Genomic DNA, 23,349 nt, shown 5'->3' on the forward strand with positions numbered 1-23,349 from the left:
CACGATGACCCATCTACGTAGAGGCACTTTCAGTGCAATCATCGGACACCTTCACGGGTGGGTCCGCGGTGTTCTGTCGACGGCGGGTTGACAGCTGGCTCACGAGCCGTGGCCGAGACCCGGGCTGATGAACTCGACGCAGCACTGGCGACCGACTGCCCGAACCGACGTGCGTGGTGATCGAAGAGACCGGGCCCAGCAGGAGTGCATAGCCCGACCCGAGGGATGTGTGTCGCCGAACCGCAGCTCGACCGACCCCTGCCGAGTCTGAACCCTGATGCCCGTGGGTCCTTGCCGACGTGCCACGCAAGCAATCTGCACTGACGCCTGACATGAACTCGTATTGCGGAAACGGAATTCGTGATATACGGTTCTTGTTAGTAGGTGGTAGGCACCGTCGGAGCGGAGATGGCGATGCGGGTCGAGAGCGCGATACGCCGCTTGCACGCATGGAGGCTGGTGCAGACGTTGCCCTGCATCGGCGACAGTGGCCGGCCGATCGACCGGCCGCCTCGTGACGTCACTTCGGAGACGCCACGCAAAGAGCTTGACGCCCTGACGACGGGCGCGGTGCCGACTGCGCCCGCGCCCGTCGTCGCCGTCACGACCACCGGCGACCTCGATGCGATGAGCCGGCCCGCGCTGCTGGGCGGCCCCCGCTGGATGCGCCACGCAGCCGAGGCTGGAGTTCCCGACGTCCAGCGAAGATCAGCCAACCCGACATACGTTGAAAGAGGTGCGCTGTGCAGGTAAGTGCAATCGTGGGATACGACGGCTCACCGGCCGCCAACGCCGCGATCGAAGCCGGCGCGTCGCTGTTTCCGAACGCACGCGGATGGGTCACGTACCTGTGGGGCCCGCCGTTTGCCAGCGCCAAGGTCCGCCGACGCCTGCGCGCTCGCGCTCGTGACGTCGACGAACTGGTCGAGATGGTGGAATACGAGGGCGAGCAGGAGGCTCACCGCCTCGTGGCTGTGGGCGTGACGCTGGCCCGCACCGCCGGATGGGAAGCCGAACCGCTGCTGAGACGAACATTCGGGAACGAGGGCCTGCGCATCGCGCAGATTGCCGACGAGCTGCAGACCGAACTGGTGCTCGTCGGGTCTCGCGGACTGGGCGGCACCCAGGCGGTGCTGGGCAGCGTGTCCGACATGGTGGTGCACTATGCCTCTCGGCCCGTCCTCGTCGTCCCGTATCCGATGCTGGCCGCCGAGCACGCCGCCCTGGCCGAGGGCCCGGTAGCCGTGGGCTGGGACGGCTCTGCAGGTGCCGAGACGGCGTTCGCGGCGGCCGGCCGCCTCTTCCCGGAGCGGGACGTGTTGCTCGTTTCCGTCGACGAAGGTGGCGACACCGCGTTCCCGGCTGCCACGGCGTCCACCGGCCGAAAAGTCCTGCAATTGAAGGTCGACCGCGGCCGGGGTTTCCACGCTCGCACCATCTACGACGCACTGATCGGTTCTGCGCGCGAGCACAATGCGGCCGTCGTGGTTGTCGGATCGCGGGGACGATCCGCGGCACGGGAGATACTGCTCGGCAGCGTGGCGATGGGCACCTTGCACCACTCCCATCGACCTGTCCTGGTGGTGCCGAGCGAATGGGAGGCTCCGCCGGAATCCTGATCGAACTGCAATGGACCCGGCGCACGTGGTCTTCACGCCGGATCCACCGAAGAATCCTTCGGCGACCGACCATCGTCTGGAGCCGCGCGACTGGCGGACGGCTGCCACGCTGCAGAATCGGCGATCGCGCCGCGTCGACAGGTTCCCAACCTCGACGCGACGGTAGCGTCGCCTTCACCACCCCGAGCCTTCCATCCCGAACGTCAATACGTGAATTGGATCGGACCTATGGTTGAAGGCATGACTTCGAGCGCATCCGACGGCCCATCGCGTCGGCACTGGACCTTCCTGACCAATCACACGCACGTGCTGCTGTGCCTGACCGAGAGCTCGGAGTCGACGGTGCGCGAACTCGCCCGCCGGGTCGACATCACCGAACGGGCGGTGCAGATGATCCTCGCCGATCTGGTCGAGGAGGGCTATGTAACCAAGACCCGCGTCGGCCGCCGCAACACCTACACCGTGAATCCGGAAGGCCGACTCCGTCATCCGCTCGAGTCCCACCACACCGTCGGAGACCTTCTGACGGCGCTGCGCTGACCGCGCCTCCGGACTTCCCGGGCAGGGCTGCGCCGCAATCCGCGGACGAGACTCTATACCTGATTTGTATTTCGTGCTTTACTTTTCCTATATAGTTTCGTCGATCCGGGTCCTGCACCCGGGAACGAGGTGACCCATGCGAGTACGCGATGTGATGCACCGGCCGGTCGCCACCGTCCACCAGGGAGTGCCCGTGACCGAGGCTGCCGTCCCGTTGGCCGAGCAGGGGTACGCCGCCCTGCCGGTCCTCGACGACCGGGACCGCCTCGTCGGGATCCTCACGAGCGGTGATGTGCTGCGCGGCACGATGTCCGAGGACACACGGACGGTGGCCGAGGTGATGACTGCCCCCGTTGTGGCGGTCGCGGCGTACCAGGACCTGGCCGACGCCAGTCGGTTGCTGCTGAGTCGGGGACTGCGCAGCATCCCGGTCGTCGAGGACGACGGGCACGTGGTGGGCATCGTCTCTCGCGGGGACCTGCTGCGGCTGTTGCTCAAGCCCGACGAGGCCATCGGCGTCAGCGTCCAGCGTCGCCTCGACGACTACACCGGCACCCGACGCTGGCGTGCCGAGGTGTCGGGCGGCCGCGTCACCATCCAGGGCTTGTTCGCCGACGAATCCGAACGCCGCATCGCGATCGCCCTGGCCCGCACCGTGCCGGGCACCCGCAGCGCCACCACCGCCGCACCCCGACAGACCGACGACGATCCCTGCGCGGCGGCGAGCTGGAGTTTCGACGATGCCTGAGCAGCAAGGGTTTCCCGCTTGGCGCCGCGTGGTCGTCGGTGTCGCGGCGTACTCGTCCCTCGACCTGCTCAGGGAATCGGTCGGTGAATCGCACCGGCCTCGAAGGTGACGGATCTCGGCCGTGACGGCCGGGCGGGTGCGCTCCGTCCAGCGCCGGATCGGCGGACAACGGCGGGCTCGACGACCCTGCCTCGTCGCTCCGAGCATCGCATCGAACGCCGAGGCGAGATTGCGGGATGCATTGCAGCCACTGCCGGTACCCGGCGCAGAGCGGTCGGCCCTCCGCGCAACCCGACGCCGTCACTGGCAGCAGATTCGCACGGGTCGGAGGCGAGCCCGGAGGCAATTCCGTTCGTCAGGTTCCGCAACCGCAGCAGCCGTGCGAACTGCAGCTACCCGAACAGCGAGCGCAACTGGCCGTTGACCTCGTCCGCGTCGAACCACTCCGAGTCGACACGCTCACCCGCGCGCAAACCCAGCCACTGCCGCACCTCGTCGTGGCGTTCGTGGCTCGGGTCGTCGGCTGCCGCCAGCATGTCCGACCAGCCCCACGTGCCGCCGGAGTCCTCGGCCGGCGCCAGACCGTGTCCGTCGACGCAGGCAGCGCGCGGCCCTTCGGCATCGAAGTCGGCGACGGACTCGACGACGATGTCGTGCGTCCACCCGTCGCCGTAGTCGTACAGGTAGGTCAGGGTGGCGCCCACCTTCGGCAGCACCGTCCCGATGGTCACCGTGGCCTCGTCGACGACCTCGTCCTGACCGTTCGCGAGCTCGTCGTCGAACTGATCGTCGGGCACGTACACGCGACCACGGGTGAACGGTTCGCCCTTCGTGAACTGGTGCAGGTGGTAGTCCTCCCAGGCGAAGCAGCTCTGGATGACGAAGTGCAGATGCAGCAGACTCAGGGAATTGTCGACCATCACGCGTCGCCACACCGGGGGCTCGCTGTCGCGCAACGTGATTCGCAGCGTACACCGCACCGGTGGGTGGATGGCGACGGGTGTCGCGTCGCCGAGGAGGATGCGCACAGCGGCCCGCACGGCAGGACGGAGCGGTGTCGGCACGCGGTAGCCGTCCGCGTCGTCGAGGATGCCGTCGGCGACGAGATCGTCGAGGCGGTCGACGAGCATGCTGCCGAGGAAACTCGGTCCGACCGGCATGCCGGGGAACAGCACGGACAGCGCGCGCAGGCGTTCCTCGGGGCCGGACGGCAGCGGGTGCTCACCGAGACCGGCGGACAGGACGGCGGCAGTCGCCTCGTCGAGGACGGAATGGAACGCCTTGAGGCGCCCCTCGCCGCGCCTGCCGAGGGCCACGACGAGGGAATGCGTCACCGCGTCCCGGCACAGGGCGAGGTACTCGTCCGGATTCCGGTCCGGATCCCGCCACACCGGCGCTGCAGGACCGGGCTTGACAACGGTCTTTCCGATCGAGATCAAGTCCACCATGGCCGCAACAACCCAGGTCTGTTCCAGCACGGGAAGATCCCACATCGACTGGACCTTGCGCGGTGCCAGATCCTCGCGCTTGCCGCCGACAGCGTCGAAGGCCTCCATGACCAGGGCGCGCTTCAGCGCTCCGGTCGCGGTCACGGGCCGGCGCTCACCGATCCAGTCGAGCAGGGCGTCGAGCCGTGCCACGACCGGCAGGGCGGTCAAGGCGGCGCTCTCGGCCTCGGGCTCGATCGACGGCTCGTCGACCGGTGGGAGGGACGCGAGCTTCGATTCGACGTAGGACACGAGCGTGGACAGACCGTATCCGAGGTCGTCGTCGGTGCCGGTCCACCGGTTCGTTGCCTCGAGGAACCGCAGGAAGGCGATGACATCCCCGGCGATGTGCGCCCGCGTCTCGTCGTCGTCCTCGACGAGGTCGCTGGTCAGCACACGTTCGAGCAAGTGGTCCACGTCGCGGCTGCGCCAGTGTGTCGCCGAGAATCCCTTGCTTGCCCGCGACAGTGCGTCGACCGCGTTCGCAACGCTCACCACGATCTGCTCCACCCGGTTCGGCGGGCAGACGGCGTTCTCCACCAGCCACCCGGCGAACGCCGGCGCCACTGCGCGGTACTGCTCGCTCGGCGTGCCCGTCGGGCGGCGACGCTCGGCCAACGACACGACGTTGTCGGGCAGCGGCTGAGAGGAGGATCCGTGACTCGACCCTGAGCGCTTGCGGGACATGGGCCTCCGACCTCGGTGGTCACGGAACAGTTCCCGCAGATGCTACCGCTCGCCGCCGACGGATGCTCACGCGGCGAGCGGGTGGTCGGGTGCGTCGACGCGACGGCACGGGCACCGCACGGCGCGGCCGTGCGGGTCGTCAGGCAACCAGCCGAACTCGTCGCACCGGCCGCATCGGGGCGGCAGGGGAGCGCGGGGCACGGGCAGTGATTGCCACAGCGGGATCCATGCGTGCGCGAAGCGCGTCGGATTGCCCGGACGGTGCGCCGACCGTGCCGCTGCGACCAGGCGCGGTATTCCGTGGGAGTCGATCAGCGCGACGATCTGGGAGCGCGCGGCGGCGGGCAGATAGTCGAACGTCGCGGTCAGGCCGGCGGCGCGGCATGCGTTCGCCAGCTCGCCGATCTGCGCCTTCTGCGGAATGCTGCTTACCCCTTGTTGCCGCGCGGGTGGCGCCGTCGGCTCGGCGGCCGGTGAGGGGTTTGTTTCAGTCTCTTGGTCTTCAGTTCTTTGTTCAGTGCCGGGTTCTCCGGTGTCCGGTTCGCCGGGGTTCGGATTTCCAGGCCCCGGCTCGGGCCGGACCGGTACTTCGTAGACGGTCTGGACGGTGATCCATTGGCCGTGTTCGTTCTGGCGACGCTCGGTGACGAGGTGACCGTGCGCAGCCAGTTCCCGCATCGCGGACCGGATGGCGTCACGGCCCTCGGACGGCGATTCCGCGGCGATCGCGTCGGAGCGGATGCGCCAGTCGGCCGGCTTGGAAAGCAGCCAGATCAAGACCGCGCGGGCGCGGAAGGAGAGGTCCTTGTTACCGATCGTCTCGTTGCGGACGACGGTGTAGTTGCTCGTCGGGCGCGGCGCGCGGCGCACGCCTCCGACGAGGGTATTGTTACCCACGTTCGACTCCTAATCAGTCGGACATCCGGCCCGTCGGGAGTTGCCGCTCCTGGCGGGCCTTCTTCAGTTGTGACCCTCGCGGGCGCGGGGGATGACACATGGTGGCACCGTGCTGCGGACGCGTCAATCAATTCTGCGCCCTGGCGTGGAATACGTTGGGGGCGAGCGGCAGTCGTAGTCCCGGCGTGTCGCGCTCACCGATACCCGGTCGCGTCCGCGGGCAGACCCGGATCTTGAACCTCCACCATGTACCGCCAGCAGTCGGGCTGCGACCCGTCGACGTCGGTGAAGCCGTACTCGCGCGCCAGACCACCCGACGAGAACGAGCCTCCGTTGCGGCGGTGCACGTCCGGATCGGCGGCCAGCGCCGCGACGGCCCGCCCGACGAACCGTGGTGACTCCGATATCGCGACGAAATGTGGCACGGTGGCGTCGCGCCAGTTCTCCTCCGTGACCCCGAAGTGCTCGAGCATCATCTCGGACCGCATCCACCCGGGCGTCAGTGCGACGGCCGTGCACCCGTGCGGCGCCAGCTCCTTCGCCTGCGAGAACGCAAGACGAAGCATCGAGGACTTGACCAGGTCGTAGAACACCGAGAGCCGGAAGTTCTTCGCGTTGTACTCGGCTGTGCCGTCGGTCATCTCGACGACGAGCCCGCCCGGGTTCCGGATCAGCAGTGGCAGCGCGAAGTGGCTGGTGATCAGGTGCGTGTCGACCGAGAGATGCACCATCCGCAGTCCGCCCGCGAGGTCGTGCTCCCACAGCGGAGTCTCCCACTCGATGAGCTTCTCACCGCCCCAGATGTCGTTGACGAGGACGTCGAGGTGGCCGTGCTCGTCGTCGATGCGCTGCACGAGCCGTCGCACCTGCTCGGGATCGAGGTGGTCGACGGCGACGGGGATGCCGACCCCACCCGCGGCCGTCACCAGCTCGGCGGTCTCCTCGATGGTCTCCGGCCGGTCGTACTCGGAGCGGCGCTCGCGGGTGGTGCGGCCCGTGCAGTAGACCGTCGCGCCGGCCTCGCCGAGAGCGATTGCAGTGCCGCGGCCGGCGCCGCGGGTGGCGCCGGCGACCAGGGCGATCTTGCCTTCGAGTGGCTGTGCCATGGCTGGAACGGTACTGCCCGGCACGGGTTCAAGGCAGGCGCGTTCGGCGTGGCGCGGTCGGCGGTGTCGTGAGCATGAGTCACTATGTTCGGGTGCGCCGGTGGGGCCGGCAGCAGAACAGTCGGAGGTAGAGCAGGTGCAGGTGATCGACACGCAGTCGCACGCGTCGGGTTCGCGGACGCTGCCGAAGGGTCATCGCTGGGTGGTCGTCGACGTCGAGACCTCCGGTCTGCGCGCCTATGCGCATCGGGTGCTGAGCGTCGCCGCGCTGGTGTGGCGGGAGGACGGCAGCGTCGAGCAGGAGTACTCGACGCTCGTCGATCCGGGTTGCGACCCCGGCCCGGTTCACGTGCACCGGTTGACGCGCGAACGGCTCGCCGGTGCCCCGCGCTTCGAGCAGATCGCCGGTGAGCTCGCCGAGGTGCTGGCCGGCGGGACGATCGTCGCCCACAACGCGGCCTTCGACTACGGATTCCTCGACGCAGAGTTTCGGCGCGCTGGAGCGGAGATCCCGGTCAAACACCGGCTGTGCACTCTCGCCCTGTCGAGGCGGCTCGAGCTGGACGTGGCCGATCACAAGCTCTCCACCCTGGCCGCGCACTGGCAGGTCCAGCAGTTGCTCGAGCACGACGCCTACGACGACGCCCGCGTCCTCAGCGAGGTCTTTGTGCGCAGCGCCTCGCTCGCCGAGAGCCTGCAGCTGCCGCTGCCGGTGGTCGACTGCCTCAGCCGCAGGTCGACGTACCCGGACTCCGTGCCGCGCGTGCCGTGCGAGTGGAAGAATCCCGGACGGCTGTCGCTCGACGTCGGTCTGGTGCAGGGAATGAAGGTGGTGATCACCGGCCACACCACGACGCCCCGGGTCCCGCTCGCCGGCCGCATGACCGACGCCGGCCTCGACGTGATGAACTCCGTCAGCCGCCAGACGAGCGTGGTCGTGTGCAACGACCCCGGGGTGCAGACGGGCAAGATCCGCAAGGCGATGGCCGAAGGCATTCCCGTCATCACCGAGCGGCAGCTCGAGGACATGCTCACCCGGGTGTTGCCCGGTGAACCGAAGACGCGTTCCGTGGTCGAGGTGGCCGCACCCGCTGCCGAGCCGGTGATCGAACCTCCGCCGCAGCTGGAGACTGCTGGGTCCGTTGTTACGAGCCTGCCGGAGCGGATGCTCACGGGTCAGAAGCCGAAGCTGTGGCAGGGTCGGCGAGTGCTGCTCCTCGGCGGTACCCATCTCGACGCCGTGCTCATGCGGTCCCGTCTCGTCCAGCTCGGCGCACGCCCCTCACTCAACCTCACCGCCGCCGTCACGGACGTGCTGATGCTCGAAGGTGGCGACAGCGACCGGCGCATGCCACGCATCACCGCGCGCGAGCTCCCTGTTCTGACCAAGACGGACGTCAGCGCCGCGGTGGAGAAGGGCGTCGTGCCGTCGCACATGCGGATCGAGTCTCGCATCTCAGCGCCGGCGCTCGCACGAGGCGAGGTCATCGACCTGCCGGCCCGGAAGATGTCGTGGACGGTTAATGTCGCCTGGCGCGCCGAGACGGACGACTTCGACGTCGACATCGTCGCCTTCCTGCTCGGTGAAGACGAGAAGGTCGACAGCGACGATGACTTCGTGTTCTACAACACCCCGACCGTCGAGGACGGCGCAGTCGAGTTGTCCATCGACGGCAGCAGCGAACAGAGCATACGGCTCGATCTGGCCGCGCTGCCCGACGAATGCGCGCGCATCGCGATCGCCGCAGCCATCGACGGCGAACGCACCTTCGGCGAACTGGGGGCCGTGTCGGTGAGCGTGGACGGTGAGGACGGCACGGCGGCGACGTTCGTGCTCGACGCCGGTACCACCGAACGGACCATGGTGCTCACCGAAATCTATCGGCGGGCAGGGAAGTGGCGGCTGCGTGCGGTGGGGCAGGGGTACGACGACGGGCTGACCGAGTTGGCGGTGCGGTACGGCGTGGACGTCGACTGATCGAGTTTGCGTGGATCGAAGCCCGGTAACCGAGCTCCGATCTGCACGAGCAGCTACTCGAACAGGAGCGGAGCTGTTCGGCGGCCTCGTCGCGGTTGAACCACTCCGGATCGACGCACTTACCTGCCCGCAACCCCATCACTGCCGGATCTCGTCGGGGCGTTCGTGGCTCGGATCCCGACTGCAGCCAGCATGTTCGACCAGCTCCACCTGTCGTCGGAGTCCTAGAACGGTGCCAGTCCCTGCCGGTCACTCCACTGATCAAGCCCTGGCCTTACCACTCGCGGCGGATGAGGAACCGCTTCAAGCTCTACGCGAAGTAGAACAGGGCGACGACGACGCCGACGAATCGCGGCCGACGGCGGAGAGGTGGTAGGGACGAGGGACAGAGTAATCGGCGGGGTGTTTCAATTGTCCGACTTCTGTACTTACGCTGCGGCTATAACTGTCCCTTCGGGTTGGGCATCACGGTGACGATCGCGCTGGGACATGGTAAATCAACTTTCCAAGTAAGTGATAAGGGAAACTCGTGGCAGGTGAGAATGTTATTCATGTTCATGCCAGCGCGTAGGTGAGCGCCCATTATGGAAATCGGTTCCCATAATGGGCAATGTCTGCTCCTACTTGCTGCCTGGCGTCCAGCGCAACTTCCACTTGTACGCCTTGTCGAGGTGGGACTGGTCACCCTTGATGTAGCGAACTTCGCGGTTGACATTGATCTCGCCGTTCTTGCTTTCTAGCAACGCAATCGCGCACATGGGCGCACGATTGTCGCCGGAATCGAGACGGACCTCGATCTCGGAACCAGAGGTTCGGTAGAGCGTGACCACACCGTCCGCGGCAGCCCAGTTCGGCACCCCCTCATAGATGTACGCAAAGATGAGAATGCGTTTGAAGATCGACGGGTTGGACAGGTCGATGTAGAGGTTCTCGCCGCCCGCTACGGATCCCGTTCGGTCGTCCCCGTCGAGTTCGATGTACGGGTAGCTGTACCGCGATCCGAACGCTTCACCGAGGGCCTGGATGACGCCCTTGCTTCCGTCGGCCATCTCGTACAGGCAGCCGAGATCGAGGTCGATGCTGTTGCTGCCGGCAAGACGACCCAGGAACCCCTTACCGGAGCCTCTGGTGGTCCAGTTCAGGTTCACTCGCATGACCCCCTGCTCCTCGCCGGCCTTCACGAGGCTCACCGAGGGGGTGCTCTTGTCGAGAGTGATCTTGGAGAGGGTGACTGGCGGCGCTACCGGTGTCGACACGGGTGGACGGGACGGCGGAACTCCGCGGCGTTCCGTTGACGGATTGGGTGACGGTGCTGCCGGAGGAGTAGGTGTCGGCGCCGGTGGTGCCGGCTGGGTGACGTCCACACCGTAATTCGTGGCGAGCGCCGAAAGTCCGGTGTTCCATCCCTGCGAGACGTTGCGCACCTTCCACGTCCCGTTACGACGATAGACCTCCATCAGAATCGCTGCCCGCTCGGAACTCAATCCGCTTGCGGGTGCCTGAACAACCAGGCCGGTCGGTTGTTCGAGGGTGACGCCGAGACCGGGGACTGTTGCCAGGCTTCCGCTCACGCTCTCGTCCAGGGCCACCGCGATGGACAGAGTGTGGATGTGTGCGGGGATGAGATTCAGGTCCAACGAGATTCGATCCGCACCGATAAGCCGGACAGCGCCTTCGGGAGACTTGGGTTGGTTGAAGAAGATGAAATCGTCGTCGTTCCGTACACGCTGGTCCACCGTCAACTGGAAGGCCATCAGGTCGACTGTGCCCTGGCGTGCGCCGGACACGGACAATGTCGCGGTGCCGTCGTGGATAACTGTGTTCGCTCCGGGGGGAAGTGCAGGCATGGCGTGTCCGGCCTTACGGCCGACTCCTTTCGGCGGAGATGCGTGTGGGCAGCCGGGAATGCCGGCTGCCCACACGTTGAACTGATCAGGCGTTGACGGTTACCGACTCGGGCCGCGGATCTTCGTCCGCGTCCGCGTCCGCCTCGTCATCGGGGTTGTTCTTGTTCCGGATGATGCTGGTGGCGAGGGCCGCGAGGATCAGGAACACGCCGGTCAGGCCGGTGACGATCTCGCTGACATGGTGGCCGATCGAGTACAGCAGGATCAGCGCCAGGGCACCGATCGCCCAGTGAGCCCCGTGCTCGAGGTAGACGTACTCGGCGAGCGTGCCCTTCCGGACCAGGTAGACGGTGATCGATCGCACGAACATCGCGCCGATGAAGCCGAGGCCGAGAGCAATGATGATCGGGTCGGACGTGACAGCGAATGCGCCGATCACGCCGTCGAAGGAGAACGACGCATCCAGCACCTCGAGGTAGAGGAACAGGAAGAAGCCGGCCTTGCCGGTTGCCTTCGCGAGGTCGGTAGGGCCACCGGACGATTCTTCGCCCTCGTCATCGACGTTGAACAGCTCCCCGAGACCGTTGACGAGGATGTAGGTGATCATGCCGAGCGTGCCGGCGATCATCACCGTCGACGACTTACCTTCGGGTGCGAGGAACACCGCGGTAAGGACGAGAAGCCCGGACGCGACAACCACCGAGAGCTGGTCGAGCTTGCCGATCCGCTCCAGCGGACGCTCGAGCCAGGACAGCCAGGTGATCTCCTTCTCTTCGAAGATAAAGCCCAAGAAGAGCATCAGCAGGAACATGCCGCCGAACGAGGCGATCTGTGGGTGCGCGTCGGTGATGAGGGTTTCGTAGCTTGCACGACCGTCGGGGAAGTAGGCCGCACCATCGGCCGGCGGATTGAGCGCCAGGTCCAATGCCGCGACCGGGCCGAGGCCGGAAGCTGCCCAGACGATGATGAGCGGGAACACGAGGCGCATGCCGAAGACGGCGATCAGGATGCCGATCGTGAGGAAGATCTTCTGCCAGAACTCGCTCATCCTCTGCAGCACGGTCGCGTTGATGACCGCGTTGTCGAACGAGAGTGAAACCTCGAGTACGCCGAGGATTGCTGCGAGCAGCAGGGCCTGAGGACCGCCGTAGAGGAAGGCAACGACCAGGGCGACAACAGTGACGACGAAAGATGCGCCGAATATGCGCATAACCACGGACGTGGCCTTTCTCTATGGGTGCGCACACGTCGGGATGCTCTCGTTTCGAGCATCCCGACGGTTCACGCGGACGGAACCGAAGAATCAGGCGACGTTGACGCCGTAGTCGAGGGCGATGCCGCGCAGACCGGACGCATAACCCTGGCCGACGGCGCGGAACTTCCACTCCGCGTTGTGGCGGTAGACCTCGCCGAAGATCATTGCGGTCTCGGTGGAGGCATCTTCGGTCAGGTCGTAACGGGCCAGCTCGATGCCCGTGACGCGGTCGATGACGCGGATGTAGGCGTTGCGAACGTGACCGAAGGACTGGCCGCGAACGTCCGCGTCGTAGATCGACACGGCGAAGAAGATGTTCGTAACGGTGGGCGGAAGCGCAGCGAGGTCGACGTGGATCGACTCGTCATCGCCGTCTCCGTCGCCGGTCAGGTTGTCGCCCGTGTGCTCGACCAAGCCGTCAGGCGATGAGAGATTGCCGTAGAAGACGAAGTGCTTGTCCGAAAGGACCTTGTAGTTGGGGCCGGTGATCAGCGCCGACGCGTCGAGGTCGTAGGGCGCGCCCGTAGTGGTGCGCTCGTCCCAACCGAGACCGACGGTGATGGTCGTGAGGTTGTCGGTCGCCTTGGACAGGGAGACGTTGCCGCCCTTGGCAAGAGAGACGCTCATGTGGGTCCTTTCGAATTTCTGCGTAGACGTGATTTCAACGTGGGGAGGAATGCATTTCGGATGCTGTCCGACCACGGGGAAGTTTGATCTGAATTGCCGGGGAGTGTCGCCGAATCTGGAGCGAGCACACACCGAGGAGATCCTCGGTGCCAGTGCGAGTGCTATCCGTCCATCTCGTGTGGCTGAACTCCTTCTGCGGGTGCATCTTCTGGGCGTGCGACGCGAACGGCAGTACGATGCCGCGCCGTCTACTCCAGCCCCCGACAGACTGTTGGGCGACAACATAGCAGGTGCAACTAAATATCCGGAAGAGCAGATCGGCACGATCTCGACCGACCGGTTTCTGTTACCGGCGGTACTGGGACAGGCATGCGCCGGGTTGCTGAGCGGATGTAACAATCTCGGTGCCGGAGGCAGATGTATTCGGCGAGGGAGTCGGATCGATTGGGGGAGGTAGATGCGCAGGAGTATCGGAAGGGCACAGCGACCGTTGTTGTCGTAGCCGTTGTCTATGTTCGTCGGCGTTCCCTCCGTTCTCGTACGGAGTAACTTCATGGCGCAGTGGGGTGGTTGTGGATTCGAGGGAGAACGATCCTGAGCTGAAGGATCGTGTCCAACGCTTGCTGGCCTTCTTGTCCGAGCTTGTGAAGGCGCGTAGTGCTCCCGTCCGGGTCGTCGACAAACACCGCGCCATGACGGCGCTCGACGAGGGCAACTTGGATGTAGCCCTCAGTACCGATGCGTCTGCCGGCGACGTCGTGCTCCGGGCACGTCGTGTCCACCTGGAGGACCCACCCCGACCACCCGCTGCAGTCACTGCGTGGATCCGCGGTTCGACCGCGGATTCGACCACCGAACCCACGCTCGATCTCGATGCTCCCGACACAAGGGAGTTCGACGCATGGCTGACGAAGTGGCGTGCCTGGGCCGAGGTCGATCGTGAGCGGCGGCCCGCCTGGCATCTCCACGCCTTCCTTCAGCGCGCACTGCTCGACCTCGAGGCGCAGCCGGAATCCCTGGAACTCGTGATCGCGTCGGGGCTGCTCCAGCTCTCGGCCGATTTTGCAGGCGAGCAGGTGCGAACGCACCTGATCACGCAGCCGACGTTGGTGGAACGCGACTCGGCATCGGGCGACCTCCTGGTCCGATTGGATCCCGAATCCGGTCCTGCGCTCGAAGACACACAGTTGTTGACCGGACTCGAGGTCTTCGATTCGTCAGGTACCCGGAGTCTGCACGAATCGCTGGCTGCACGGGTGAGCTCACCCGTGGACCCTGCCGCACGGATCTTCCTCAAAGACTGGTCCGACCGTGCCCTGGCCACCCGCGTCGAGATCGTCGACCGACCCGACGAAGCGGCCTCACAGGACCGCCTGCTCACGCCGTCGCCCTCGCTGGTTCTGCGCAAGCGTGGTGCCTATGCTCTGATCGAGTACTACGACCGCATGACGGCAGCGGCGGCCGACGAGACAACGGCAGTTCCCCTCGGGCTGGCACAGCTGATCGAGGCGATCGAACCTTCCGATCGAGTCGCGTGGCTCGACAGGGCCGGCACGTCCTCCTCACTGCTCGCCGACGACCCGCTCTTCCCACTTCCTGCCAACCAAGAGCAACGCGACATCATCGATCGGCTCGCAGGCGACAGCGGTGTCGTTGTCGAAGGTCCACCCGGAACCGGGAAGACTCATACGATCGCCAACCTCGTGTCGGCGTTGTTGGCACGTGGTCAGCGCGTCCTGGTCACCAGCGAGAAGGCCCAGGCACTGCGCGTCCTTCGCGACAAGCTGCCTCCGGAACTGCAGGAACTCTGTGTTTCGGTCACAGACGCCGGCCGCGGTGGATCGGCCGAGCTGAACCGTAGCGTCAGCGAGATCGCAACCCGTAAGGCACAGTTCGATCCGCGCCGGACCGCGGCCCGTATCGACGAAGTGGCGCAACGACGCGACACTGCACTGAGTCGCCGGGCGATGCTGACGGAGCGCATCCGCCAGGCTCGTGCGTCCGAGACGCTGGCCCACGCGGATGTCGCACCCGGATATGCAGGAACCCCGGCCGAGATCGTCCGCAAGGTCACCACGCACAGCGCCAACCACGACTGGCTACGTGGCTCGCTCGGGACCGATACTCCACCACTTTCTCCGGAGGAGTTCCAGACGCTGCTCGCTCTGTCCGAACGGTCTCGGCCCGGTCGAGCAGAGCGCCGACGACAGTTTTTCCCCGACCTGGAGCTACCGAGCCTCTCCGACCTCGAACTCGCCTGCGAAGCTGTTCGCAACGGCCCGGGCTCGGGCAGTGTCCCAACCTCGGGACTGCTTCGGATGTTGGAGGGCGCTGCTCCTGACGTTCTCGAGCGGATCCGGGAGCAGTGCGATCATCTGCAGCGTGCGCTGATCGATGTCGACGGTCTCGAACCCGCATTCCGGAACCTCGCCGACGCAGTACTGTCCGGCGGGATCGACTATCTGTGGGACAAGACCGCGCACATCCGCGAACTGGTGACCGTCGCCTACAACGCCGACGTCTTCCTCGGTACGACGACTGTCGTCGACACTCCGGTGGTCGGACGAAATGCGTTGCATGCCTACGACGCGCTCGCCAGGGCGCTCGAGGGCGGCGAGACGTGGCGGAGCGGACTCGCCCGTTTTCGCAGGAGCAACGAGCAGACCACGGTCGAGGCGCTGGGCAGGGTCGCCACCGTCGACGGCGTCGAAGCCACGACTGCGCCACTCGCCCGTGCAGTGGCCGAGCACCTTCGTGCGCTCGATGCCATCCAGTCCGTCGCTCTCATCCTTCGGGATCTCGGCATCGAGATCGACACCTCGGGATCTCGCAGCCAGATGATCGGTGCGGCAGCGCGTGCCGCTCGGTCGCGCGATCTGGTGGAAGTTCTCGCAGCGCACACCAGGGAAGTAGAGCTCGCGCTGCAGCAGGTCAGTCCGGGGGCGCCGCGTATCGCAAGCCTGGATCAGGCTCGATCTGTCGCGACGGCGGCGCAAGCGATCGCTGCGGCTGGCTATGCGGAGGCAAATCGCTCCTGGCTTGCGGATGTCGCCTCGCGTGTCCGGGCCAGAATGACGCACGGGATTCCACAGGAAGGGCACGTGCTCGTCCGGGCCGTGGAATCCGCTGAGTTCGGCAGGATCCGCACAGCGATCGATTCCTGGGAAGCCGCGGTCCGCGAGTACCAGCAAGAACTCCACCTCGAATCGCTGCAGACTCGGCTGACCGACGCCGCCCCCGCGCTGGCACAAGCGATCGCCGAGAATCCCTCGTCGGCGGAGTGGTCGGTTCGCCTGAACTACATCGATCAGGCATGGGCGTGGCGTCGGGCGTACGACTGGGTACAGCAGCACTCTCACGCCGTCGACGATCAGCATCTTCAGCACGAACTCGACGCGATCGAGAAGGAGATCGCTCAGTTGACCGCACAGTTGGCCGCGGAACGCGCGTGGAGTGCATGCCTCGAACGAACGACGGCTGCACAGGTCCAAGCGTTGCAGACCTACCGTGATCACGTGGCCAGCGTCGGAAAGGGAACTGGCAAGTACGCGGAACGGTTCCGTGCCGGCGCGCGCGAGGCGATGCAGGTGGCGCAGCAAGCGGTCCCGGCGTGGGTCATGCCTCTGCAACAGGTACTGGCGTCCATTCCTGCCGAACAAAACTCGTTCGACGTCGTCATCGTCGACGAGGCGAGCCAGGCCGACATCAGCAGCTTATTCCTGCTGTGGCTCGCTCCTCGGGTGATCGTGGTGGGCGACGACAAGCAGTGTGCGCCCAGTGATGTGTCGTCGGGTGCGCTCGAAGGGGTCTTCACCCGGCTCGACTCGTATCTGCCCGACATCCCGAAGTACCTGCGCGACAGTTTCACGCCTCGATCCAGCGTCTTCTCGTTGCTCCGCTCGAGGTTCGGCAGCGTCATCCGGCTGCGCGAGCACTTCCGGTGCATGCCGGAGATCATCAACTGGTCAAGTGGACAGTTCTACTCCGACGCGCCGCTGGTGCCGGTGCGTCAGTTCGGTGCCGATCGTCTGTCGCCGCTGCGAACCACCTATGTCGAAGGCGGCGTGGTCACCGGCCGGAACGCGACGCTCTCCAACAGGGTCGAAGCACGCGCTATCGCGGACACGATCAAGCATTGCCTGTCGGACGAGGCATACGATGGCAAGACCTTCGGTGTCGTTGTCCTTCAGGGACAAGCGCAGGTAGACGTCATCACGAATGAACTGCTCGACCGGTTGACGCCGGAGCAGTGGGAAGAGCGACGACTGCGTGTGGGTACGCCGCCCGACTTCCAGGGCGACGAACGGCACGTGGTGTTCCTGTCGATGGTCGTCGCGCCGGACCAGAACATCATGGCGATGACGAAGACCGAGTACCAGCGACGGTTCAATGTCGCCGCGTCCCGGGCGCAGGACCAGATGTGGCTGTTCCACTCCCGCACCGTCGAATCTCTGCGCTCGACCGACCTGCGGCATTCGTTGCTTACCTACATGCAGTCGACGTCGCCCGCGTCGGCAGAGCCGATGCCTGAGGGCGTGACCCGCGACGATCGGCACCACGCGTTCGACAGCCTCTTCGAGCAGCGCGTGTTCCTCGACATCGTGGCTCGCGGTTACCACGTGAATCCGCAGGTGGAGGCGAACGGCCGACGGATCGATCTCGTGGTCACCGGTGCAGCAGGGAAGCTCGCCGTCGAGTGCGACGGCGACCATTGGCACACGAGTCCCGAACAGCAGCGTGCCGACCTCGAACGTGAACGAGAGCTGCAACGCTGTGGATGGCAGTTCTGGCGCATCCGCGAGTCGGAGTACTACCTCGATCCCGTGGGATCGATGAGAGGTATCTGGGAGGAGCTCGACAGGCGCGGTATCAGGCCGCACGTCGTCGGAGTGAACGACGTCGTCACCACCGTGCAGGAGACATGGACTCCGGTAGAGCTCGTGGAGGACGACTCGCCGGTCGACGACGTCGTCGACGTCCTCGATCAACCGATCCTTCCCCCGGAACCGGTCGTGGAGACCACGGAGCCGCAACCGGTTCATGTCGAGGTGCCCGTATCTGCAACTGCACCTTCGGTCCACTCCGATCCTGAGATCCATGCGGACCCCGCTCCTGTTGTGCCGGAAGTGGAACCGCCGACAGGGCCGCAGGAACAGATCGCGCTTGCTACCGCAATTACGACAGCGCTGGCTTCGGGCCCCTTGCCCGTCAGCAAGATCGCGGCTCGGTTGGGAGAGGACTGGAAAGTGGTCCTTGCCGATCTCGACAGGCTGATTGCCGCCGGTCGGGTCGGAGAAGTTGCAGTTTTCGGAAAGCTGACGCAATACCACGTCCTGGATGCGTCTCCGGGAGAAGTAGAGGACACTCCGGCTCCCACGCTGGAAGAAAGCCCTCAGGACGTTGCGGTCCTCGAACTTGCCGCGGAGCAGACGATCGCAACAGACGAGTCGCCAGATCTCGCGACGTCGATAGTGGAGGTCCTCGCTTCCGGGCCCCTGCCAGTCGGAAAGATCGCCGAACAGGTAGGGGAGCACTGGAGGACTGTCCACGCCGGCCTGGACCAACTCCTTCTCGAGGGGCGAATCGAAGAGGTCACGGCGTTCGGGAAACTGACCGAATATCACCTCGTGGACGTGGCGTCACGGACCGAGAGCAGCGAGTCGCCGCTCCCGCCCGCCGCGGGCTCGCAGGCCGACTCGCCGGCTTCGATGTTACCGCCTGTGCAGACGGCGGTCGTTCCCGGCTGGGAGACCATGCCGGCGTCGGCGATCGAATCGCTCCCACCGAGTCTCGGGTCGCGGATCGTGGAGCAGCTCTCGTCTGGGCCGGTGTCTCTCGCGGATCTCGAGTTCCGGCTGAACGAGCCGCGGGACCGCATCGAAGCCGTCGTGGAGGAGCTGATCGCTCGGGGGCGCGCGGTATGGATGCCGGAACGCGGCCCGCGCGTATACGCCCTTGCGTCACCAGCAGATCGGACAGTGGCGGACGACGAGAGTGCTCCTACCTCTCAGTCGGCTGTGATACCCCGAGCTGTCTCGGTGGCCGATCTGCCACCGGCACGTCTCGACTCGGTAGCGGAGATACTCATCACCGCCGCAGCAATCGCGGACCTGTCAGTGGAGCGCGCAATGAAGCTGAGCAGACTCGATCACGAGAGTGTCATGCAGATCATCTCGAATCTGGAAGCAGACGGGAAACTGGTGCGTCGAGACGATGCTTCGGGACCCGTGTGGGGACGGGGTGACCGGTGACGGCACCCACTTTGGCCGGACCACCTTTACGTGCCTGGCAACGCGAAGCTTTCGATGCCTGGACGAGGGCAGACCGTAGCGCCGTCGTCGAGGCTGTCACCGGAACAGGGAAAACGACACTCGGAATCGCAGCAGTTGCCGACGGCGTCGCTCGTGGCATGGACGTCTTGGTCGTCGTGCCCGGAATCGAACTGCTCGAGCAATGGCATCGCGCGATCCGTCGAACGCTCCCCGATGTCGCCGTCGGTCGGCGGGGCGGCGGTCACTCGGACAATTTTGAAGGCAAGCGAATTCTGGTCAGCACCGTGCACTCGGCGATCAGCACCTCCGCGCCGCAGCCGTCGGGCCCCGCGCTGCTGGTTGCGGATGAGGTGCACCGGTACGGTGCGGTCACGTTCTCGAAGCTGCTGACGGATCGATTCCCCGAAAGGATCGGTCTCACTGCCACTTTCGAACGGTCCGATGACGGTGTGGAAAGGTTCCTACTACCGTACTTCCGGACGGTCGTAGAGGGTTGTAGCTACGAACGCGGACACGCCGACGGCATTCTCGCCCCCGTGAACGTCATGCTCGTCGCGGTCCCGTTCGACCCGATCGAGGCCGTCGAATACCAGGAGTACGACGAGCTGGCCCGCAAGCTCCGGGGCGATCTGATCGAGAAGTTCGGATGCGCCGGCGAGCCGTTCGGCGAGTTCATGCGCGACGTCCAATTGCTCGGTGGCGGCGACGGTGCGGATCGATCGACATGGGTGGCACGAAAGTACTTGCACGCGTTCTCGAAACGTCGATCCTTGCTCGCGGAATGCCGTGGTAAGCGGGAAGTGCTGCGCGGCCTGGGCGTGGTGCTCAAACAAACCGGTCGGGCTCTCGCATTCTCGGAGACGCGCGAGTCGTCGCGAGCTGCCGCGGAGGTACTGCTGGAGGAAGGCGTGCTGGCAGCACCTTTCACGAGCGACCTCAGCAGATCGGACCGAACGCGACTGCTGAACGAATTCAAGAACGGCACGCTGACCGCCCTGGTGGCACCGAAGGTGCTGGACGAGGGCGTGGACGTCCCGGAAGCCGACGTCGGAATCATCTTGGCCAGCAGTAAGAGCAGACGGCAGATGATTCAGAGGATGGGGCGGATCATCAGGCCGAAGTCCGACGGGAGGCCTGCGTCGTTCCTGGTGATGTACGCGGAGAACAGCTCGGAGGATCCTGCGAACGGGGCGCACGGAACGTTTCTTGAGCAGCTCACCGGCATCGCCTCTCAGGTGGTGACGGTCTCTGCAGAGGACGCTCCCGACCTTCTTCGGGAGTGGATGAACTCGGCCCGGAGCGACGACAAGGTCGAACCGGCGGCGTTCGGTGCGCCGGTGGTCGAACAACCTGCGCAGAGTTCGGCTTCGGTCGAAGAGGTCGCTGCGATCGCGCAGCGTTTGATCGACGAGGAAGTCCCTGAGGAAGCGCTTGTCGCCGGTACCGAGAACGCGGAGATCTCCGAGATCCTGCTGAACGTGGGGGTCAAGGGCTCGGTCGATGACTTCGACACCGTACTTTCGTGCCTGTCGATACTCGAACCCCGTCACGTATCGGTGCTGGTCATGCGCTATGGGCTTGGTGGGCAGCAACCGAAGAGACAAGCAGAGATCGGTGCGCGGCTGGGGTTGTCGTCGAGCCAGGTCGGCCGAATCGAGCGGACCGCGATCGCGCATCTGGGCGACACGGTGGCCGGTCAGCTGTTGTCGGACGTCATGGCGCGGATGGAGAGCGTGTAGTGGCCCAGTGGTTCGAGGGGTTCGACGGTCAAATCGTTCTCGACGACGACTACGTGTGGATCCTGCGTGAAGACATTCCGGCCGACCTGACACACGGCACGGTGCTGCCGACCCTACGGGCGCATCGTGGGGCGGTGATCGGGACGGAGTTCCGGCCTGCCACCGCGAGCGACCTCGGCAAGCTGAGGATCAAGGTCTCCAACGGTCGCGCTGCGCCTCGTGATCGTCATCCTGCGGGGTTCGATACGGTCCGGTTCTCGTTGACGAGCAACGACCGGTTCTCCACGGTCCATTTGCTCTTGGCCGCCACTGCGGCGGACGCGATGGAAGCAGTGGCGCCGGACGACCAGATGCGTGCAGCGTTGGACGAACTCGACGGCATTGCCACGCAGGCCGAGTTGGCCGGCGTCCTGGGCGAGAGTCCCGATGTTATGCAGGTCGTGGACGGCGTGACATGGAACTCCGTCGGAAAATTGTGGGTGGCAGCGGGAGGCACGTCGACGGTGCCCGCCGACACTCGACTCGAGTGGATCCGCGCACTTCGAGAGCTGACACGGCGGCTGCCCGCGAACGCGGGGATCAAGACGTTGCAGACCGCAGTGGGAGCGACTGCACTGCGCCACCTCGACAGTCAGCGCATCGGAGCCTTGTGGGAGTCCGTGCTGCCCGAGGTGCTGCCCCCGGGCGTGGAGACGTCATCGAAGGATGGGGGAGGAGAAGTTGTGCCGGGTAAGCCTGTGCCGGTACGACGGAGTCCGACGGCGGAGCCGCAGGTGCGCCCGCGGACGAGAGTATGGACGAAATGGGACTCCGCCACCAGCCATGATCAAGAAACACGCGCAGGTCTCGCACGTCCCGCGAATTCGACCGATGCTGCCGCCGAGTCGCCAGACGGGAGCGGTGGAACCCGAGGAGACAAGGCACTCCGGGATCGAAAGACCGCGTTCAGCGGAAGACGAATCCGCGTCCATCTCGATTGCGATGGGCACCGCGTGAAGGCGATCTTCGATCCAGAAACAGGAGCAACGGAGATCACCTCGGCTCCGGTTCGAGCCTTGCTCGGCTCGGTGCATGCCGATCCCGATGCAGCCGCCGGTGCGGTCACTACCACGTTTCGACTGGGAGACGAAGGACCGTTCGACGGTTGGCAGTTGTGGCGGATCGACGACAACTCCGGCCGGCCGCTCGCCGAGGTTCCCGAAGCGAGACCGGTCGTCTGACGATCGTCATCGCCCTTTACCGATGCAATGCCCACCCTTCGGGATGGCTTTGTAACGCCGGTTCGCGCCTGCGGTATCAACAGGGCAAGCAGGGTGTTCATCAAGTTCGGAAAGTGATCGGTACCGGTAGAGAATGACTACGTCTGAGTCCTGTGTAAAGGGTCTGCGCGAGCTCGCCGCCGACGAGCGCTGCAAGCCTCGAGCGGACGACCTGGAATTGCTGGCGAAGGACATCGAGTCGGGTGATTCCGACAAGTGGGTAGGCATCGACCTGCTGGCGGCATTTCCCGCGTCCACCACGGCGAGTGTCCGGAAGTTCGGAATCGTGGAGAGCCTTCTCGGTGCCCTCGCTGCCATAGCGGTCTTCGCGCCGGTGGCATGGACGTGGTTCAGCCTACGTGCTGCATCGCAGGCCTACTCGAACATGACCGCAGACGGCATCAGGCCCGACGACACCTTCCTGGGACTGTGGATCTCGGGCTTCGATGGCTACCTGACAGGGTGGCATCGACTTTCCTGGGTCGCGCTGGTCTCGATTCTCGTCATCGTTGTTGCAGTCCTTCTTGTCATCGCGCAGCGGATCGTCAGTAGTGCGGCAGACAAGAAGGAGGACGAGGAAGCAGTCGCCTTCGAAGCGCGCCGTATCAGCGTTCTCTGTGCCGCTCAACGCGAGATCGGCGGTCAGCATACGGCCGACCCGAGCGCCATCGAAGCGATCGTACGAAGCTCGATCAAGAAGCTTTCCGAAGCCCACGACGCGACGAAGGAAGGAATCGATCGCCTCAACGCGACGTCCGCCTCGCTCGAGACGACAGCTGCGACGATGACCGCCGCTGCCGATGCCACGCAATCCTCGCTTCAGGGCGTCGAGTACGCCGCCAAGGTCCTGGAGACGACCGCCGACGAGAGTCAACGGCGAATGGCGAAGACCCTCGATCACTTCACCGACCAACTTCAGGATCAGCTCACGAAGGCGCAGTCGGAGACCGGACGTGTCGTCGCACAATCGTCCGACGCGATCAGATCGACGATCGACGATCTCGTTGCCGGCGTGGCGCTGATGGAGAGATCTCAGAGTGCCATCGCAGGCAGCGTCGACACGATGGACAGGCGCAGCGTCGACACCGGTCGCGAACTGCAGGCAGCAGTGTTCGAACTCTGCTCTGCCGTGGAGGGGATCGATCGCTCTCTCCTCCGGCACGAAAGTGCGTTGCAGGCGCAGGCGTCGGATCTCACCGCCGCGCGCGATGCTGTCGAGATGATGCTGCGTCGACTCGAGCTCATGGGACACGAACAGAGCGGCGACCATGTCGAGACGGTCTGAGCG

Annotated in this window: 14 protein-coding genes and 1 pseudogene; 8 read left to right on the forward strand and 7 right to left on the reverse strand. The window is 65.4% G+C overall.

The genetic code is table 11. The features are described from left to right. Positions 1–743 precede the first annotated feature (743 nt). From QYS60_RS18565 to QYS60_RS18575, 3 genes are all read left to right on the forward strand, one after another. Complete coding sequence (locus tag QYS60_RS18565; RefSeq protein ID WP_371383894.1) at positions 744–1,619, forward strand: universal stress protein; 876 nt, start codon at positions 744–746, stop codon at positions 1,617–1,619. A 240-nt stretch (positions 1,620–1,859) separates the two neighbouring features. Next, positions 1,860–2,159 (forward strand): winged helix-turn-helix domain-containing protein, encoded by a 300-nt coding sequence (locus QYS60_RS18570; protein ID WP_289379762.1) that lies wholly within the window; start codon positions 1,860–1,862, stop codon positions 2,157–2,159. A gap of 136 nt (positions 2,160–2,295) precedes the next feature. Continuing rightward, positions 2,296–2,907, forward strand: a complete 612-nt coding sequence (locus tag QYS60_RS18575; protein ID WP_371383895.1) for a CBS domain-containing protein — start codon at positions 2,296–2,298, stop codon at positions 2,905–2,907. Positions 2,908–3,299: 392 nt separating this feature from the next. Here QYS60_RS18575 and QYS60_RS18580 read toward each other — a convergent pair whose 3' ends face one another. The 3 genes from QYS60_RS18580 to QYS60_RS18590 form a co-directional block, all read right to left on the reverse strand. Continuing rightward, on the reverse strand, positions 3,300–5,018 hold the full coding sequence (locus QYS60_RS18580) for a plasmid pRiA4b ORF-3 family protein (RefSeq protein ID WP_371383916.1): 1,719 nt from the start codon (positions 5,016–5,018) through the stop codon (positions 3,300–3,302). Positions 5,019–5,147: 129 nt separating this feature from the next. Then, entirely contained in the window at positions 5,148–5,951 is an 804-nt protein-coding gene (locus QYS60_RS18585) for a replication protein (RefSeq protein ID WP_371383917.1), read from the reverse strand. Positions 5,952–6,172: 221 nt separating this feature from the next. Next, positions 6,173–7,084 carry an SDR family oxidoreductase gene (locus tag QYS60_RS18590; RefSeq protein WP_371383896.1) on the reverse strand — a complete coding sequence of 304 codons (912 nt, stop codon included), beginning with the start codon at positions 7,082–7,084 and terminating at the stop codon, positions 6,173–6,175. Between the two features lie 136 nt (positions 7,085–7,220). Here QYS60_RS18590 and QYS60_RS18595 point away from each other — a divergent pair, with 136 nt between their 5' ends. Next, entirely contained in the window at positions 7,221–9,062 is a 1,842-nt protein-coding gene (locus QYS60_RS18595; RefSeq protein ID WP_371383897.1) for a TerD family protein, read from the forward strand. 620 nt (positions 9,063–9,682) lie between these two features. Here QYS60_RS18595 and QYS60_RS18600 read toward each other — a convergent pair. The 4 genes and pseudogenes from QYS60_RS18600 to QYS60_RS18615 form a co-directional block, all read right to left on the reverse strand. Next, complete coding sequence (locus QYS60_RS18600) at positions 9,683–10,318, reverse strand: tellurium resistance protein TerA (RefSeq protein WP_010592274.1); 636 nt, start codon at positions 10,316–10,318, stop codon at positions 9,683–9,685. Between the two features lie 123 nt (positions 10,319–10,441). Next, a pseudogene (locus tag QYS60_RS18605) lies at positions 10,442–10,909 on the reverse strand (TerD family protein); the annotation flags it as partial. An 85-nt stretch (positions 10,910–10,994) separates the two neighbouring features. Further along, a complete protein-coding gene (locus tag QYS60_RS18610; protein WP_371383898.1) occupies positions 10,995–12,125 on the reverse strand; it encodes a DUF475 domain-containing protein in 1,131 nt (376 codons plus the stop codon). An 87-nt stretch (positions 12,126–12,212) separates the two neighbouring features. Continuing rightward, positions 12,213–12,791: a TerD family protein gene (locus QYS60_RS18615; protein ID WP_010592272.1), complete on the reverse strand. Its 579-nt coding sequence runs from the start codon at positions 12,789–12,791 to the stop codon at positions 12,213–12,215. Positions 12,792–13,411: 620 nt separating this feature from the next. On the opposite strand from QYS60_RS18615, the gene QYS60_RS18620 reads away from it, so the two are divergent. From QYS60_RS18620 to QYS60_RS18635, 4 genes are all read left to right on the forward strand, one after another. After that, on the forward strand, positions 13,412–19,042 hold the full coding sequence (locus QYS60_RS18620) for an AAA domain-containing protein (RefSeq protein WP_371383899.1): 5,631 nt from the start codon (positions 13,412–13,414) through the stop codon (positions 19,040–19,042). Beyond that, positions 19,039–20,802: a DEAD/DEAH box helicase family protein gene (locus QYS60_RS18625; protein WP_371383900.1), complete on the forward strand. Its 1,764-nt coding sequence runs from the start codon at positions 19,039–19,041 to the stop codon at positions 20,800–20,802. Before QYS60_RS18620 ends, QYS60_RS18625 begins: the two co-directional genes overlap by 4 nt. After that, entirely contained in the window at positions 20,802–22,022 is a 1,221-nt protein-coding gene (locus tag QYS60_RS18630; RefSeq protein ID WP_371383901.1) for a hypothetical protein, read from the forward strand. The genes QYS60_RS18625 and QYS60_RS18630 overlap by 1 nt, the downstream gene beginning before the upstream one ends. 133 nt (positions 22,023–22,155) lie before the next feature. Next, on the forward strand, positions 22,156–23,346 hold the full coding sequence (locus QYS60_RS18635; protein ID WP_371383902.1) for a hypothetical protein: 1,191 nt from the start codon (positions 22,156–22,158) through the stop codon (positions 23,344–23,346). The last annotated feature ends 3 nt before the right edge of the window (positions 23,347–23,349 follow it).

It is taken from the genome of Rhodococcus sp. GXMU-t2271 (assembly GCF_041414735.1).
In the GTDB taxonomy this organism is placed as follows: Bacteria; Actinomycetota; Actinomycetes; order Mycobacteriales; family Mycobacteriaceae; genus Rhodococcus; species Rhodococcus indonesiensis.